This is a genomic window from Loktanella sp. R86503 (genome assembly GCF_042466455.1).
Taxonomy (GTDB): Bacteria; Pseudomonadota; Alphaproteobacteria; order Rhodobacterales; family Rhodobacteraceae; genus Loktanella.
Map to the genome: position 1 here is coordinate 229,481 of NZ_JAXHCI010000002.1, position 16,126 is coordinate 245,606.

Consider the following 16,126-nt stretch of genomic DNA (forward strand, 5'->3'; position numbering starts at 1 on the left):
GTTTATATGACACGGCAAAAGATCACGCGCGAAGACGCACTTGGCTTTCACATCGCGCCGACCCCTGGCAAGTGGGAGGTGACGGCAACTGTCCCCATGACGACACAGCGCGATTTGTCGCTGGCGTATTCCCCCGGTGTGGCAATTCCGTGCGAAGAGATCTTTGCGAACCCTGCAACGGCCTATGATTATACAAACAAGGGCAATCTGGTTGCTGTCATTTCAAACGGCACAGCAGTGCTTGGTCTTGGGAACCTTGGGGCGTTGGCGTCCAAGCCTGTGATGGAAGGCAAGTCGGTGCTGTTTAAGCGCTTCGCTGACGTCAATTCGATAGATATCGAACTGGATACCGAGGATCCCGATGCATTCTGCAACGCTGTGCGTCTGATGGGGCCGACCTTTGGTGGCATTAACCTTGAGGATATCAAGGCACCCGAGTGCTTTATCATTGAGCAGCGGCTTAAAGAGGAAATGGATATTCCCGTTTTCCACGACGACCAGCATGGCACCGCCGTGATCTGCGCCGCCGGACTGCTGAATGCGCTGCATATCAGCGGCAAAAAGATCGAAAATGTTCGCATCGTTCTAAACGGGGCGGGGGCGGCGGGTATTGCCTGCCTAGAACTGCTGAAATCCATGGGCGCGACCCACGATAATTGCATCATGTGCGACACAAAAGGCGTCATTTATCAGGGTCGGACCGAGGGGATGAACCAATGGAAGTCCGCCCACGCGGCGAACACGCCGGCCCGTTCCTTAGCAGAGGCGATGAAAGACGCTGACGTGTTCCTTGGTGTCAGTGCGAAGGGGGCCGTAACCCCTGAAATGGTGTCTGATATGGCACCAAATCCTGTGATTTTTGCGATGGCGAACCCTGACCCGGAAATCACCCCGGAAGAGGCGCATGCCGTACGTCCTGATGCGATCGTGGCCACCGGCCGCAGCGATTATCCTAATCAAGTCAATAACGTGCTGGGCTTTCCTTATTTGTTTCGCGGTGCCCTTGATATTCATGCCCGTGCCATCAACGACGAAATGAAAATTGCCTGCGCCCATGCCCTTGCGCAACTGGCGCGAGAGGACGTGCCAGAGGAAGTTGCCGTCGCTTACGGCAAAAAGCTGACTTTTGGCCGGGATTACATCATTCCAACCCCCTTTGATCCCCGCCTGATCCACCGCATTCCGCCCGCAGTGGCAAAGGCCGGCATGGCGACAGGCGTGGCGCGGCGCCCCATTATTGACATGGACGCCTACGAGGCGTCGCTTAAATCCCGCATGGACCCCACGGCGAACATGTTGCGCGGTCTGAATGCCCGGGCGCGAGCGGCACAGTCGTCAGTGATTTTCACCGAAGGCGACGATCCACGCGTGCTGCGCGCAGCCATCGCCTATCAGCGGCAGGGACTGGGGAAGGCGCTGGTCGTCGGGCGGACGAAAGACGTCGCTGACATGCTGCGTGCAGAGGGGCTGTCTGACGCGATCGAAGAGCTGGAGGTCGTCAATGCCGCCAATACACCCCATTTAGAGACGTATAAGGCGTTTCTTTACGATCGTTTGCAGCGCAAAGGCCACGACCGGCAGGACGTGCATCGCCTTGCTGCACGTGACCGTCATGTCTTTGCCGCGTTGATGCTGGCGCATGGTCATGCCGATGGCATGGTAACTGGCGCGACGCGCAAATCGGCGCATGTGCTGGAATTGATCAACCACGTTTTTGATGCGGGGCCCCACGACGGTGCGGTTGGTGTAACGGCTGTGCTGAACCGGGGACGGATTGTGCTGATCGCAGATACGTTGGTGCATGAATGGCCTGACCAAAACGACCTTGCCGATATTGCTGAACGCGGTGCCGCCGTTGCCCGCGATCTGGGCCTGGATCCGCGCGTGGCTTTTCTGTCCTTTTCGACCTTCGGTTATCCGGTGTCAGAGCGTGCGGAAAAGATGCATCAAGCACCGCGCGTTCTGGACAGTCGCGGCGTCGATTTTGAATACGAGGGCGAAATGACCGTCGATGTTGCGCTAAATCCCGCAGCGCAGGCACACTATCCTTTCAGCCGTCTGACGGGCCCGGCAAATGTGCTTGTTGTGCCAGCACGACATTCTGCGTCAATATCGGTAAAACTGATGCAGGAAATGGCGGGCGCAACGGTGATCGGGCCAATTCTGTCGGGCATCGACAAGCCGATCCAAATCTGTTCGACCGTCAGCACAGTAAACGATATTTTGAATATGGCGGTAATAGCCGCCTGTAAGGTGGGTTAAATCATGGCGATCTGGAACTTAGGCTCGATCAATATCGATACCGTTTTTTCCCTCCCGCATATGCCCAGCCCGGGTGAAACGCTGCCGTCGACCGGGCGCAACGTTTTTCTGGGTGGTAAGGGTACCAATATGTCAGTGGCTGCCGCGCGCGCTGCAGCTATCGTTCACCACATCGGGGCCGTTGGCGACGATGGCGAATGGACTGTGGATCGGCTGATGGAATACGGCGTTGATACGCGGTTCATCGCACGTGTAGATGATGATACTGCGCAGGCCATCATTATGGTGGACCCGTCCGGCGAAAATATCGTGATCCTGCATCCGGGTGCCAATGTCGCCATTCCGCAGGTCATCTTGCAAGAAGCGATGGCCGAGGCGCAGACTGGCGATTGGCTGCTGATGCAGAACGAAACGAACCTGCAACGCACAGCAGCGAAGCTGGGTAAGCAGATGGGTTTGCAGGTCGCCTATGCAGCGGCACCGTTCGATGCGGACCGGGTTACGGCGGTGCTGCCTTATCTGGATATGCTGTTTCTGAACGCTGTCGAAGCTGCGCAGCTAGAAAAGGCGACCGGCAAGCGGCCACAGGATCTGGGGCTGCGTGATGTAATTGTTACCCGCGGCGGTGATGGTGCCGATTGGTTCGGGCCGGACGGGCATCGCCATTTTGATGCCGTTCCCGTCACGCCCGTGGATACCACCGGTGCGGGTGACACGTTTACGGGTTACGTGCTGGCTGGTCTTGATCGGGGGCATCCCATGGCACAGGCTATCAATCTGGCAACACGCGCCGCCGCATTGATGGTCACACGCCACGGAACGGCAGATGTCATCCCGGACCTAAGAGAGCTAGAGGATTTCCGGCCCTGAATTTCGGTTCAATGATGTAGAAATGGTGCGTCAGCGCCCCATAGCTGCTGGACACGCGCATCGCGGCCGCAACCTTTGCGATAAAAATCATAGGCATCGCTTTGACGCTTGGCCCCGCCGCGCGTCAATACCAGGTTTTTCCCCTTGTAATAATCCTGGTGATAGGCTTCGGCCTTATAAAAGGTGCTGGCCTGAATGATCGGTGTCACGATCTGCCGGCCCAATTCATTTTGTGCGGCTGCTTTGGCGGCGGCGGCGGTATCTGCCTGGGCCTGTGTCATCGCAAATATTGCGGTGCGGTATTGATTGCCGCGATCGCAAAACTGGCCCCCCGCATCAGTTGGATCAACGCTGCGGAAAAACAGGTCCATAATCTGGCGGTAGCTTATGATGCTGTCATCGAATGGGATCATGACCGCCTCGTAATGGCCCGTTGATCCGCGGCCAACCTGTCCATAATCCGGATTTTCCGTACGCCCGCCAGTGTAGCCCGATACGACGTCACCTACGCCCGGGACACTTTCAAAGTCGGATTCGACACACCAGAAACATCCACCCGCAACAATTGCAGTCTGCTGGGCGGCCTGTGCGCCCGACGGTACCAGACCTCCGGCGCTGCCAAGGGCAACACACAGTGCAGCAGTTTTCAAACGATTGATGATGTTGGCCATTTCAGCTCCTCCGATTAAGGGAAAGGTGCATGGCATCCCGCGGCAGAGCAAGTCATGCCACAGCCAGTCACGTGGGTGTGAACCCGCGTTATGTAAGCGTTCAGATTTTTAGTGTTTAGTTGAAACTCTTTGAACCGCGCTTTCGTGACTAAAGCGTAAACGGCTTAAAGTTGCTCCGGGCTGTTGGTTTGTTACGCATAGCCGTGTTGCGAGCCTGCGCGTGACTAATAGTTTTTAACGATTATCCGGTTAAGCCCCGCCTGCATCCTGTGATGCAGGCGGGGTTGTTTTTATTTCAGGCGGCGATTGCGTGCAGCCAGCAGCTTCAGGCGCAGTGCATTCAGCTGGATGAAACCTTGCGCATCGGTCTGGTCATAGGCACCGGCGTCGTCTTCGAACGTGACATGCGCTTCGGAATACAGGCTGTGATCGGACCAGCGTGCGACGGTACGGGCGGACCCTTTGTACAGCTTTACACGGACCGTACCGCTCACGTGCTCTTGGCTCTTGTCGATCAGCGCTTGAAGCATCTCGCGCTCTGGCGAGAACCAGAAGCCGTTGTAGATCAGCTCTGCATAACGGGGCATGATGCTGTCTTTCAGGTGACCGGCGCCGGAATCCAGCGTGATCTGTTCGATGCCGCGGTGCGCTTCCAGCAGGACAGTACCACCGGGCGTTTCATAGATGCCGCGGGATTTCATGCCGACGAAACGGTTTTCGACCAGATCAAGGCGACCAACGCCATGCTTGCCGCCAAGTTCGTTCAACTTGGTCAAGATGGTCGCGGGCGACATTTCCTCGCCGTTGATCGCCACGGCGTCACCTTTTTCAAAGGTGATCTCGACCATCTCTGGTGTATCGGGGGCCTGCTCTGGATCGACGGTGCGCTGGTAAACGTACTCTGGCGCCTCATCGGCGGGGTTTTCCAGCACTTTGCCTTCAGACGACGTATGCAGCAGGTTCGCGTCCACGCTGAACGGGGCTTCGCCGCGCTTGTCTTTAGCAACTGGGATTTGGTTCTTTTCGGCAAACTCCAGCAACTTGGTGCGGCTGGTCAAATCCCACTCGCGCCAAGGCGCGATGACCTTGATGTCGGGGTTCAATGCATAGGCAGCCAATTCGAACCGAACCTGATCGTTACCTTTGCCGGTAGCACCGTGCGCGACAGCGTCGGCACCTTCGGCAGCAGCAATTTCGACCAGTCGCTTGGAAATCAGCGGGCGCGCGATCGACGTGCCTAGCAGATAAAGCCCCTCGTACAATGCGTTTGCGCGGAACATTGGAAAAACGAAATCGCGCACGAACTCTTCGCGCAGGTCTTCGATGTGGATGCTTGACGCGCCCATCATCTCTGCCTTGGCGCGGGCTGGCTCCAGCTCCTCTCCCTGGCCCAGATCGGCGGTAAAGGTCACGACTTCGCAGCCGTATTCCGTTTGCAACCATTTCAGGATGATAGATGTGTCCAGACCGCCCGAATAGGCGAGGACGACTTTCTTAGGGGCGGTCATGGGCGCGGCCTTTTTGTCAATGTTACTTGACCCAGCGCGATACTGGTTTTCCGCAAAGGGGGCAAGGTTTGGTGGGCGCTGCCGCGCGACCAAAGCCGCCGCGCGTTACATACCTGCCAAATAATGCGCCAAGAACGCCGCATCACCTGCGTTTGCCATTAAATCCAGCGCGTTTTCCGGATCAATCCACAGTGCGGTATGGTTCGGTTCGGTTGGTAGGCTGATCCGGCGGACCGGGTGTGCGACGTAAACGTGGCACAGCTTTTCGGCAAAGCGGTCGTATTCCGGCATATAGGTGAAACGGCGAAATGCGCCCAGCCGGCGGGGACTGGCGATGTGCCAGCCGGTTTCCTCGAACACTTCGCGGTGCAGGGCGCGCAGGGGGCTTTCGCCGGGATCAATGCCGCCGCCCGGCAATTGCAGTTCGTTATGCGGGGCACCCTGAAACGTCATCAGGATCGCGCCATTGCGGGGCAAAATGACGTAAACGCCAGCCCGCAATCCGTATTGCTGCCCGGCTTTTGGCGTGCTGCCATACCGTCTGATCATGGCTCTCCCCTTGGACCAATGCTTGCGGTCCCTATATGGTGTCGGTATGCCAAATCCGACCCTGTAAGGAAAGCCCATGACCCTTGGCTCTCGTATCGCGTGGGACGACACCGTCCTGCCGTTCCAACTTGACGCATCTGACATTCGTGGCCGTGTGGCCCGTTTGGACGGCGTATTAGAAGACGTGCTTAAGCAGCACGACTACCCTGCCTTGATCGAAGGGCTGGTCGCTGAAATGTGCCTGTTGACCGCGCTGATCGGTGAAACGATGAAGTTGCGGTGGAAGCTATCGCTGCAGGTGCGGGGATCGGGTGGCCCGGTGCGCCTTATCGCGACCGACTATTATGGCCCGACAGAGGATGGCCAGCCGGGGCGCATTCGCGCGTATGCGGCCTATGACAAGGATACGCTGGACGAAAGCGCCGATGCGTTCGAACAGATCGGCAAAGGTTATTTCGCCATTCTGATTGACCAAGGTGAAGGCACGCAGCCCTATCAGGGCATCACGCCATTGGCTGGTGGATCACTGTCCGCCTGTGCGGAAACGTACTTTGCCCAGTCAGAGCAGATTCCGACCCGCTTTGCCCTGACCCATGGGCGCAGCACCCTGCCTGGCGAAGGCGAGCATTGGCGCGCTGGCGGTGTCATGCTGCAGCATATGCCAAAGGCATCGCCACTGATGCACAAGGACGGCCCCTCTGGCGAGGATGGTTTGCTGGCAGCAGAGGATATTCTGGACGCCGACGAAGGTGAAAACTGGCGCCGTGCGAATATGCTGTTGGATACCGTGGATGCGTTGGAACTGATCGGCCCGACCGTCCCGCCGACGGACCTGCTGGTTCGCCTGTTCCACGAAGAACAGCCACGCGTTTATGATGCGCAGCCTGTTACCTTTGGCTGCACCTGTTCGGCTGATCGTGTCCGGCAAAGTCTGTCCATCTATTCGGCCAAGGACATCAAAACGATGACGACGGAAGAGGGTATCGTGACCGCTGACTGCCAATTCTGCGGCGCACACTACGAGTTTCAGCCTGAAACCCTCGGGTTCGAGGCTGTATCCTCCGATGGCGCAGAGTGATCTGAAAAGCCGACTGCAAAAGGCGCTGGCCCGTCCGGGCCGGCCCTCGACTGACTTCGATCTGAACAAGGATCTTGCTGTCCCTGTCGGCCGCACATTGCGGGCGGCAGGGGTGCTGATCGCTGTTTCGCCTGTAGCAGAGACAATGTTTCTGACAATGCGGTCTGCCGCGCTTAAGCATCATCCGGGGCAAATCGCCTTTCCTGGCGGCAAACAGGACGCCGGCGATCCAACAACTGTCGATGCCGCTTTGCGTGAAGCCGAAGAAGAAATCGGCCTGCCGCGCGAGCAGGTCGAGGTACTAGGCACTATGCCGGGGCATGAAACAGTGACCGGATTTATGATGACGCCTGTCATAGGGCTGATCCGTGGCGACTTTACTCCCGTACCAGAGGCTGGCGAAGTCGCTGAGGTATTTCAGGTCCCCCTGGCTCATGTCACTGATCCCGCGCGTTTTTCAATTCAGGCCCGCCGCTGGCAAGGGCAGATGCGCCATTATTATACGGTACCACTTGGCCCCTATTATATCTGGGGTGCTACAGGCCGAATCTTGCGGGCTTTCGCAGACCGGATGCAACCATGAAGATTGCAGCAGACTGGCTGGTGGACCCAGATGCACAGCGCGTTTGTTCAATGCTGACGCAAGGCGGGCACCAAGCCTGGTTTGTCGGGGGATGCGTGCGAAACGCCTTAATCGGCGCAGCGGCCAGTGATCTGGATTTAACGACTGATGCGCAGCCCGAAACAGTCACTGAATTGGGCAAAGCTGCCGGTTTTAAAGTAATTCCGACCGGTATCGACCATGGCACTGTTACCGTGGTTGTCGGTGAAAATCCGTTTGAAATCACGACCTTTCGCCGCGATGTTGATACCGATGGGCGGCACGCTGTCGTTGCCTTTGCCGATACGCCGGGTGAAGATGCCCGCCGCCGCGATTTTACGATGAACGCCCTATATGCCGCGCCAGATGGTACGCTACACGATCCCTTAGGCGGAATTGCTGACGCTTTAGCGGGGCGCGTCCGGTTTATTGGCGATGCCGATTTGCGGATCCGGGAAGATTACCTGCGCATACTACGATTTTTCCGCTTTTATGCTTGGTATGGTGATCCGTCCGCCGGGATTGATGCGGACGGACTGGCCGCATGTGCAGGCAACGTCGATGGAATTGACGGGTTATCTGCGGAACGCATCGGGCAGGAAATGCGCAAACTTTTATCAGCGCCCGATCCGGCCCCCGCAATTGCAAGCATGGCTGCAACCGGTGCGCTGCTGCGGGTTCTTCCGGGGGCGGGGCCGAATGCGCTAACGGTGCTGATACATTTGGAACAAATGGCTGGATTAGAGCCTGATTATGTTCGTCGCCTCGCCGCGCTGGGCGGTGATCCGACAAGGTTAAGGCTGACGAAAGCCGAAGCGCGAACTCACGACATTTTACGAAATATGGAAGCGACAGCAGGCGAAGCTGGCTATCGCTACGGTGCCAAGATCGCGATCGACCGCGCACTCGTCCTATCGGCATCGCTGTCGCAGCCTCTGAGCGATAGTGATGTTGCTGCTGCGCACCGCGGTGCTAAACAAATCCTTCCCGTCAAGGCTGCCGATTTTATGCCCGCTTTGCATGGTCCTGCACTGGGTGCGGCGCTAAAACAGGCAGAAGCCCGCTGGATTGCATCCGGCTTTACGCTGACACGGAACGATCTGCTGGCATAAGGCTTTCCCTTCTGCAACTTGCGGCCTACATCAAAGGTCTGAGAGACAGAGGTCTTTTCGTGTTCAGATTTTTCGAGCGCCTTGTCGATCCCTATACGCCGTATGAGGAGACCGACACACCGCCCACGCGGCTTGCGCCGTTTTTGTGGGATTATACCCGGCCGTTTCACCGCATTTTTGTTGTAACGGCTGGCCTGTCGACGATTGTCGCCTTCATAGAGGTCGGCCTGATTGCCTATCTTGGCCGCTTGGTTGATCTGCTGGACAAGGATCCGGGCACCTTTTGGGAAGACCACGGTGTAGAACTGGTTGCGATGGCGGTGTTCTTTTTGACATTGCGGCCTGTGATCCAGACGGCGCATACCGCGCTACTGAATCAATCCATCATGCCGAACCTGACGGCACTGGGTCGCTGGCGCGCCCATCGACAGATCATGCGTCAATCCATTGGCTGGTTCGAAAACGACTTTGCCGGACGGATCGCCAATCGTGTCATGCAGACGCCGAACGCCGTCGCATCGGTAATGAACCAGTTCTTCGAGGCAGTCGCATTCGCTGCCGCCTATCTGATCGGTGCTTTCATCCTGCTTGCCGACGCGGATTTGCGGCTGGTGTTGCCATTGTTGGGCTGGTTTATTCCCTATCTGTTTCTGTTGTGCTGGGTGATCAGGCGGATCAAGCCCGCTTCGCAGGCGTCATCAGATGCGCGCAGCGTCGTAACCGGGCGGATTGTGGATGGTTACACCAATATTCACGCGGTCAAGATGTTCGCCCACCATGATGCCGAACTGACCTATGCCAAAGGCGCGATCGAGGAATCGCGCACCACGTTGATGCGCGAGATGCGGCTTTATACAATCATGGACCTTGCACTGGTCTTTCTGAACGGCGTGCTGGTGGTTGGCGTTGTCGGCTGGGCATTGTCGCTTTGGCTGGGCGGGCTGGCAAGCGTCGGTGTTGTCGCCTCTGCCGCGGCGCTGGTGCTGCGCTTGAACGGCATGAGCGGTTGGATCATGTGGGCTGTCAGCCAGTTGTTTCAGGAACTTGGCGTGGTGGCGGAGGGGCTGGAGACGATTGGCCAGCCTGTCACGCTAACCGATGCGCCCGGCGCTGTGCCCCTACGGGTTACATCAGGGGAGATAAAAGTAGCTTCGCTGTCTCATCATTATGGCAAAGCCAAAGGCGGCCTGGACCAAATCAGCCTATCCATTCCGGCGGGCCAGAAAGTCGGCCTAGTCGGTGCATCAGGTGCCGGCAAATCGACCCTGATTAAGCTGCTTTTGCGGTTTTACGATGCCGAAGGCGGCGCGATTTACATAGATGGTCAGGATATCGGTAGCGTGACCCAAGCATCGCTGCGGCAGGCTATCGGCATGGTGCAGCAAGACAGCGCGCTGCTGCATCGGTCTGTGCGGGAAAACATCCTGTATGGTGCTCCGGCTGCATGTGACGCTGCGATGATTGCCGCCGCTAAACAAGCGCAGGCTCATGATTTCATCAAAGTGCTTGCCGACGCCGAAGGCCGCAGCGGCTATGATGTGCGCGTCGGTGAACGCGGGGTAAAGCTGTCGGGTGGTCAGCGGCAGCGGATCGCGCTAGCGCGGGTGATCCTGAAAGACGCGCCAATTTTGCTGCTGGACGAAGCGACAAGTGCGCTGGATTCCGAAGTAGAGGCCGCAATTCAGGACACGTTAGAGACGCTGATGCAGGGTAAAACCGTGATCGCCATCGCGCACCGTTTGTCCACCATTGCCCGGATGGACCGGATCGTCGTCATGGACGATGGCCGCATCATAGAGGACGGCACACATGACGAACTGCTTGCGCTGAATGGTCGTTATGCGCGGTTCTGGGCACGGCAATCGGGTGGATTTTTAGGGGACGACATATGAGATTTTCTGACTGGATCGACCCCTTTTCCCGTGCCGAAGGTCCGCCGCCCGGCACTTTGATCGCCTTTCTGCGCTGGGCCCTGCGGGGCAGCTTTGGCGCGATGGGGGCAGGGGCTGTCGTCAGCACGATTGCTGGCGTGCTCGAAGTTTTGGCTGCGTTGATCCTTGGCCGTGTCATTGACTCGGCCTTGGCTAGCGATAGCACGACATATTTCGGTGAAAACGCGTGGCTGCTGATTGGCGTCGCGCTGTTTTTCGTCGTGTTCCGGCCGCTTGTGCTGGGTCTGTCGGGGATGATGCAATCCGTCGTGGTGGCACCCGCCGTCTATAATCTGGTGCTGTCACGGCTGCACCGCCACACGCTGGGGCAGGCTGTAACGTTCTTTGATAACGATTTTGCCGGGCGTATCAGCCAGAAACAAATGCAGGCGGCGCGGGCCACGACGGATTTGGGCGTCGATACGATCAACACCGTGTTTTACGCGCTGGCGTCGGTCGTTGGCTCGATCATTTTGCTGACTGATATCGACATCTGGTCTGCCGTCGTGCTGGCGATCTGGATGCTTGCCTATATCGGCCTGATCCGCGCCTTTATGCCCCGCATCCGCGAAACGTCAAAATTGCGCGCCGGATCGCGTGCGATGGTGACGGGGCAAGTCGTCGACACGATCACAAACATCAAAACCGTTAAGCTGTTCGCCCACGCCGATCATGAAGACCGCGCTGCCACCGATGCGATGGAAAAGTTCCGTCTGGATTCCCTTGGCTTTGGCTGGGTGTCAGCCGGATTTCGCTTTTGGCTGATGACGCTGGCAGGTGTCCTGCCCGTTCTGCTGGTCGGGATCACGCTTTACCTGTGGCAGCAAGGCGCGGCATCGGCGGGGGATATCGCAGTTGCCGGCACGATTGGTTTGCGGCTTGCACAAATGACAGGCTGGGTCAGTTTTACCCTGATGGGCATGTATTCAAATGTTGGAGAGGTCGAGGACGCTGTCAAAACCCTGTCCAAGCCCCACGCTTTGCCTGATGCGGACAATGCAATTGATCTGGACCTAAGCGCCGGACGTATCGCGCTGGATGACGTGACCTTTACCTATGGCGGTGGCACGGGCGGTTTGCGCGATGTGACGCTGCATATCGCCAGCGGCGAAAAGTTAGGGATCGTAGGCGGGTCTGGCGCAGGGAAATCAACGCTCGTGGCCTTGCTGCTGCGCCTTTATGACCCGGAAAAGGGTATGGTTTCCATCGACGGGCAAGACCTGCGCCGTGTGCGGCAGGAAAGTTTGCGGCGCAAAATCGGAATGGTCACGCAGGAAACAGCGATGTTCAATCGGTCAGCCCGGGACAACATCCGCTATGGTGCCCCGGATGCGACGGATGATCAAATCAAGACCGCCGCCGCTCGGGCAGAGGCCGAGGAATTCATCGCCAACATTCGCGACCACGCCGGGCGCAAAGGCTATGACGCGCATCTGGGCGAACGGGGGGTGAAACTGTCCGGCGGTCAGCGCCAGCGTATCGCCATCGCCCGCGCGATCCTGAAAGATGCACCAATCCTGATTCTGGACGAAGCAACAAGCGCGCTGGATTCCGAGGTGGAAGCAAGCATTCAAGGCGCGCTGGACGCCGTGATGGAAGGCAAAACCGTAATCGCCATCGCGCACCGCCTGTCCACCTTGCGCCAGATGGATCGCATAATCGTGCTGGATGGGGGCCGTATCGTCGAACAGGGCGATCATGATGACCTCTTGGCGCAAGAAGGGCTTTACGCGCGGTACTGGAACAGGCAATCGGGGGGCTTCATCAGCGTAGAGGACGACGCGTGAGCCTGATTATCGAAAGTCTGACCCATTTAGGCGCCGGCCGCGCCAATGACGGCACGCTCGTGCCCCGCACTTTGCCGGGTGAAGAGGTGGCCTTACGCCCCGATGGCACAGCGCAAATCCTGATGCCGTCAGCAAAGCGTGTCGCGGCACCTTGCCGCCACTTCAAGACCTGCGGCGGCTGCGCCTTGCAGCATGCGGCCGATGATTTTGTAGCCGATTGGAAGCAGACCGTTGTGGCGCGCGCCTTGTACGCGCACGGGCTGGAGCCGGAATTTCGCCCTATGCACACATCGCCTACGCAATCGCGGCGGCGGGCAAAGTTTTCAGGGCGGCGCACGAAGTCAGGCGCGATGGTTGGATTTCATGCCCGCGCATCCGATGTGTTGGTCGCGGTGCCGGAATGCCAGCTTGTCACACCGCGCCTTTTAGCCGGTATCCCGATGCTGGAGGCGCTGACTGTCATTGCCGCATCCCGCCGCGGTGAAATTGCACTGACGGTGACCGACAGTACCGCGGGGCTGGATGTGTTGGTGCAAACGGACCAACGCCTGACTGATCAGTTACGCATCGAATTGGCCGGGTTTGCCCAGCACCACAAACTCTCGCGGTTGACGTGGGTGGATGAAACCGTTGTTACCCTGCGCGATCCGGTGCAGATCTTTGGCCCCGGGGCCGTAACGCCGCCGCCCGGCGCATTCTTGCAAGCAACCGAGGATGGCGAGGCGACACTGCGTCGAGGTGTCATGGAGATCATCGGCGGCGCCCCCAAGGTGGTGGATTTGTTTGCCGGCTGCGGCACGTTCTCGCTTCCTTTGGCCCAAACGGCAGAGGTGACGGCGGTTGAAGGCGAGGCGACGATGATTGCCGCATTGGATCGCGGCTGGCGCAGTGCAAAAGGTGTCAAGCGCCTGACCGGCATCACCCGCGATCTGTTCCGCCGCCCGTTGGAACCAGACGAGTTGAACCGATTTGACGCTGCGGTCATTGACCCGCCGCGGGCCGGTGCTGCGGCGCAGATTGCGACCTTGGCTGATAGTCAGATCAGGACAGTAGCCATGGTTTCGTGCAATCCCGTTACCTTTGGCCGGGACGTCGCATCGCTGGTGGCTGCAGGCTTCACCTTAAACTGGGTTCACGTTGTTGATCAGTTTCGTTGGTCACCTCATGTCGAAATGGTTGCGTCGCTCACGCGGGCGTGATGATCGGTGCTGTCTTAACGCTTGGCCGCCGGGCAGATGCTGGTGTACCGAAGGGTGAAGGTTGACCGAAGATCAACCATGGACAAATTGCGGGCATGTTATGAATTTGAACCGACGTTTAATGATGGCCGCGGCCATGGGCGCTTTGCTGACGGCGTGTGGCAAGCCTGCTGTCAGCAAGTTTCGCCGCTACGATGGGCCGCCGGTGACGCGGGTTCAGGTGTTCAAGCGACAGCGCAAGTTGCAGCTGTTAAGCGGTAATCGTCTGCTTAAAGAATACAAAATGGAGATGGGATTTGCGCCAGAGGGGCACAAGCAAATCCAGAATGACGGCCGCACCCCCGAGGGCGCGTACCGCATTGACCGGCGTAATCCCAACAGCCGTTTTCATCTGTCGCTGGGCATTTCCTATCCGAATTCCGACGACATCGCGCGGGCAGAGGCGATGGGCAAGCGTCCGGGTGGCGATATCTTTATCCACGGTACGCCGACAAACTATATCGGTCAGGACGACTGGACCTGGGGCTGTATCGCCGTCACCAATGACGAGGTCGAAGAAATCTATGCCATGGTCAAGGATGGCACGCCGATCTTTATCTACCCCTAAAGTGCCGCGACCCTATTGGGTCAGCGGCGGCAGGGATGCAAAGGTGTCGGTCGTAAAGGCCGGTGCCTGAACCACAGGGCCGGTCCCCATCGTCATGACCCACCAGATCTTGCCGGCGGGTTCCTGAAACCAGGACAGGCCCATTTTGCGTGCCGCAGGGTCAAGCACCACGCGGCGCGTATCCGCCTGTTTCATCCAGGCTGCGAGCGTTTCAAGTTCTGTTTCATAGGATTCAGAGATGTTTTCGCCCAACACTTGGCCTTGAAAGCCAACCCGCTGTGCGCGTTCCAGCGGCGACGATCCGTCGGAGCCGAACAACCAGGGCCGGTTCTGGATCGACATATCGCGGGCATGGGTTGCATCGGCCGCATTCAACTGCGGATCAAGCTCGACCGCAGGAACACCAGCTGCAGCGCGCAATGTGTTTACGCTGTCCAGCATCCGGAACTGAATGTCATCTGTGTCATCGGGCCCGATGCGATAGACTTGCGGCAACGGCAACCCATCAGGGCCGATCTGACCCTTGGGTGCACCGCCGCAAGCGGCCAGGCCAAGGGCCATCATCCCATAGATCATTTGACGTCGTAGCATTTTCGTACCCTTTTGCTCGCGGTTGCGCTCTCTTACCCAAGACGCGCAGCCACTTCAAATGCCACATCGGTGAGGATGCGATTTCTCGTATAGGAATAGATTGCATGCCACATCAACGCTGCAGCGGTTTTGATCCAAGCGCCCCGGACAGCATGAAGCTGATGATGATAAGCGGAAGCCCGGCACCGAAAGTCCAGCGCAGCCCGGCATGTTCGGCGATGAACCCCAGCAGGGGCGGCCCAAGCAGAAAGATCACAAAGGAAAACTGCGCCAGTGCCGCGACGTTCAGCGCGGCAGACCGGTCACTGCGCTGGGCGGCCGCCGACATAGCCAGCGGAAAAATGACAGCTGTCCCCATGCCGAGAAGGGCAAATCCAAGCAAGGCGATCAGGGCAGAGGGTGCCAGAAAGACAACAATTGCACCAATAGCCATTGCCGCCTGCATGACTTGTGCGACCCGGTCGGGCGCAAAGCGATCCACAATCTTGTCAGCGTGATAGCGAGTAATAGCTTGGGACAGCGCGCTGGTAGCGACAGCAAGTCCGCCAAGGAACGGCAGGGCGTCAAACACGGACCGCATGTAAATGGCCGACCAGTCTATGCTCGCCCCTTCCAGCAGCATCGCAGAGAGCGATACTCCGACTAAGACCATGATGGCTTTGGTCGGGCGGGCAATCGCCGGCCCCGTATCGGCCGTTTCGGTTCCGCGCTTTAGCGCAGGTTGGAAATCGCCAAGTAGTAAATGGACGGCGGCAAAGGTAATTGGCAGAACAAGGGCCATGTGTACCGCAGGGGTCATGCCGATTTGCGCCATGGCTGCGCCGAACAATCCCGCGGCGAAGAAGCCAAAGCTCCAGAATGCATGGGCGCGATTCATCACACGGCGGCCCAAAGCGGCCTCTACCCGGTCAGCTTCGACGTTTACAATGATTTCGATGGCCCCCATCGTCAGGCCGGCCGGGATCAAAAGGAAATACAGCGCCAGCGGGCCTGTCGCATGAACAGCAATAGCAAAGCAAAGCGACATCAGCGGCAAAAGCGCGAACAACGCATTTCGATGCCCAAGGCGCGCAATGACCGGAGCGGCCAGCGTCAGGGCGATCAATGTCCCGGTAGAAATACCGATCAAGGCTAGCCCAAGCGCGCCCTCTTCGATCGCCATTGTGCGTTTGATGTCAGGCAGGCGCGGAAAAAGGTTGCCCAACGCAAAACTGTAGATCGCAAAGGCGGCGAAGACGCGTTGGTGCGGGGCAAGACGAGCGGAAATCGACATGGAAGGGTGCTTTCGGCGTTTGATCCGGCGCACTTAACCACGGTTATCTTTGCGGGCCAACGGGTGCCTGAAGTAGCGCTTCGCGCT

Annotated in this window: 14 protein-coding genes; 9 read left to right on the top strand and 5 right to left on the bottom strand. The window is 58.2% G+C overall.

Features of this window, described 5'->3' with window-relative positions; all coding sequences use genetic code 11:
* The first annotated feature begins 6 nt into the window (after positions 1-6).
* Entirely contained in the window at positions 7-2,262 is a 2,256-nt protein-coding gene (locus tag SJY10_RS02135) for an NADP-dependent malic enzyme (RefSeq protein ID WP_386679374.1), read from the top strand.
* A gap of 3 nt (positions 2,263-2,265) precedes the next feature.
* Positions 2,266-3,132, top strand: a complete 867-nt coding sequence (locus tag SJY10_RS02140; protein WP_386679376.1) for a ribokinase — start codon at positions 2,266-2,268, stop codon at positions 3,130-3,132.
* Positions 3,133-3,140: 8 nt separating this feature from the next.
* Here the strand turns inward: SJY10_RS02140 and msrA are convergent, their stop codons facing one another.
* The 3 genes from msrA to SJY10_RS02155 form a co-directional block, all read right to left on the bottom strand.
* Positions 3,141-3,803: a peptide-methionine (S)-S-oxide reductase MsrA gene (msrA, locus tag SJY10_RS02145; protein ID WP_386679378.1), complete on the bottom strand. Its 663-nt coding sequence runs from the start codon at positions 3,801-3,803 to the stop codon at positions 3,141-3,143.
* 290 nt (positions 3,804-4,093) lie between these two features.
* On the bottom strand, positions 4,094-5,311 hold the full coding sequence (locus tag SJY10_RS02150) for an argininosuccinate synthase (RefSeq protein WP_386679379.1): 1,218 nt from the start codon (positions 5,309-5,311) through the stop codon (positions 4,094-4,096).
* Positions 5,312-5,416: 105 nt separating this feature from the next.
* Positions 5,417-5,860, bottom strand: coding sequence for an NUDIX hydrolase (locus SJY10_RS02155; RefSeq protein WP_386679381.1), 444 nt, complete (start codon positions 5,858-5,860; stop codon positions 5,417-5,419).
* Positions 5,861-5,936: 76 nt separating this feature from the next.
* Here SJY10_RS02155 and SJY10_RS02160 point away from each other — a divergent pair, with 76 nt between their 5' ends.
* The 7 genes from SJY10_RS02160 to SJY10_RS02190 all read left to right on the top strand — a co-directional run bounded on the left by SJY10_RS02160 (position 5,937) and on the right by SJY10_RS02190 (position 14,175).
* Positions 5,937-6,938 (top strand): Hsp33 family molecular chaperone HslO, encoded by a 1,002-nt coding sequence (locus SJY10_RS02160; RefSeq protein WP_386679383.1) that lies wholly within the window; start codon positions 5,937-5,939, stop codon positions 6,936-6,938.
* Positions 6,925-7,521: a CoA pyrophosphatase gene (locus SJY10_RS02165; RefSeq protein ID WP_386679385.1), complete on the top strand. Its 597-nt coding sequence runs from the start codon at positions 6,925-6,927 to the stop codon at positions 7,519-7,521. The genes SJY10_RS02160 and SJY10_RS02165 overlap by 14 nt, the downstream gene beginning before the upstream one ends.
* On the top strand, positions 7,518-8,651 hold the full coding sequence (locus SJY10_RS02170; protein WP_386679386.1) for a CCA tRNA nucleotidyltransferase: 1,134 nt from the start codon (positions 7,518-7,520) through the stop codon (positions 8,649-8,651). Before SJY10_RS02165 ends, SJY10_RS02170 begins: the two co-directional genes overlap by 4 nt.
* A gap of 59 nt (positions 8,652-8,710) precedes the next feature.
* Entirely contained in the window at positions 8,711-10,543 is a 1,833-nt protein-coding gene (locus SJY10_RS02175) for an ABC transporter ATP-binding protein (RefSeq protein WP_386679387.1), read from the top strand.
* Positions 10,540-12,369, top strand: a complete 1,830-nt coding sequence (locus SJY10_RS02180) for an ABC transporter ATP-binding protein (RefSeq protein ID WP_386679388.1) — start codon at positions 10,540-10,542, stop codon at positions 12,367-12,369. The genes SJY10_RS02175 and SJY10_RS02180 overlap by 4 nt, the downstream gene beginning before the upstream one ends.
* A complete protein-coding gene (locus SJY10_RS02185) occupies positions 12,366-13,568 on the top strand; it encodes a class I SAM-dependent RNA methyltransferase (protein WP_386679390.1) in 1,203 nt (400 codons plus the stop codon). The genes SJY10_RS02180 and SJY10_RS02185 overlap by 4 nt, the downstream gene beginning before the upstream one ends.
* 100 nt (positions 13,569-13,668) lie before the next feature.
* Entirely contained in the window at positions 13,669-14,175 is a 507-nt protein-coding gene (locus SJY10_RS02190) for a murein L,D-transpeptidase family protein (RefSeq protein WP_386679392.1), read from the top strand.
* 12 nt (positions 14,176-14,187) lie between these two features.
* On the opposite strand, the gene SJY10_RS02195 is transcribed toward SJY10_RS02190, so the two are convergent.
* Both SJY10_RS02195 and SJY10_RS02200 read right to left on the bottom strand, forming a co-directional pair.
* Positions 14,188-14,766 (bottom strand): CAP domain-containing protein, encoded by a 579-nt coding sequence (locus SJY10_RS02195; RefSeq protein WP_386679393.1) that lies wholly within the window; start codon positions 14,764-14,766, stop codon positions 14,188-14,190.
* 112 nt (positions 14,767-14,878) lie between these two features.
* Complete coding sequence (locus SJY10_RS02200; protein WP_386679394.1) at positions 14,879-16,039, bottom strand: MFS transporter; 1,161 nt, start codon at positions 16,037-16,039, stop codon at positions 14,879-14,881.
* Positions 16,040-16,126: the final 87 nt, after the last annotated feature.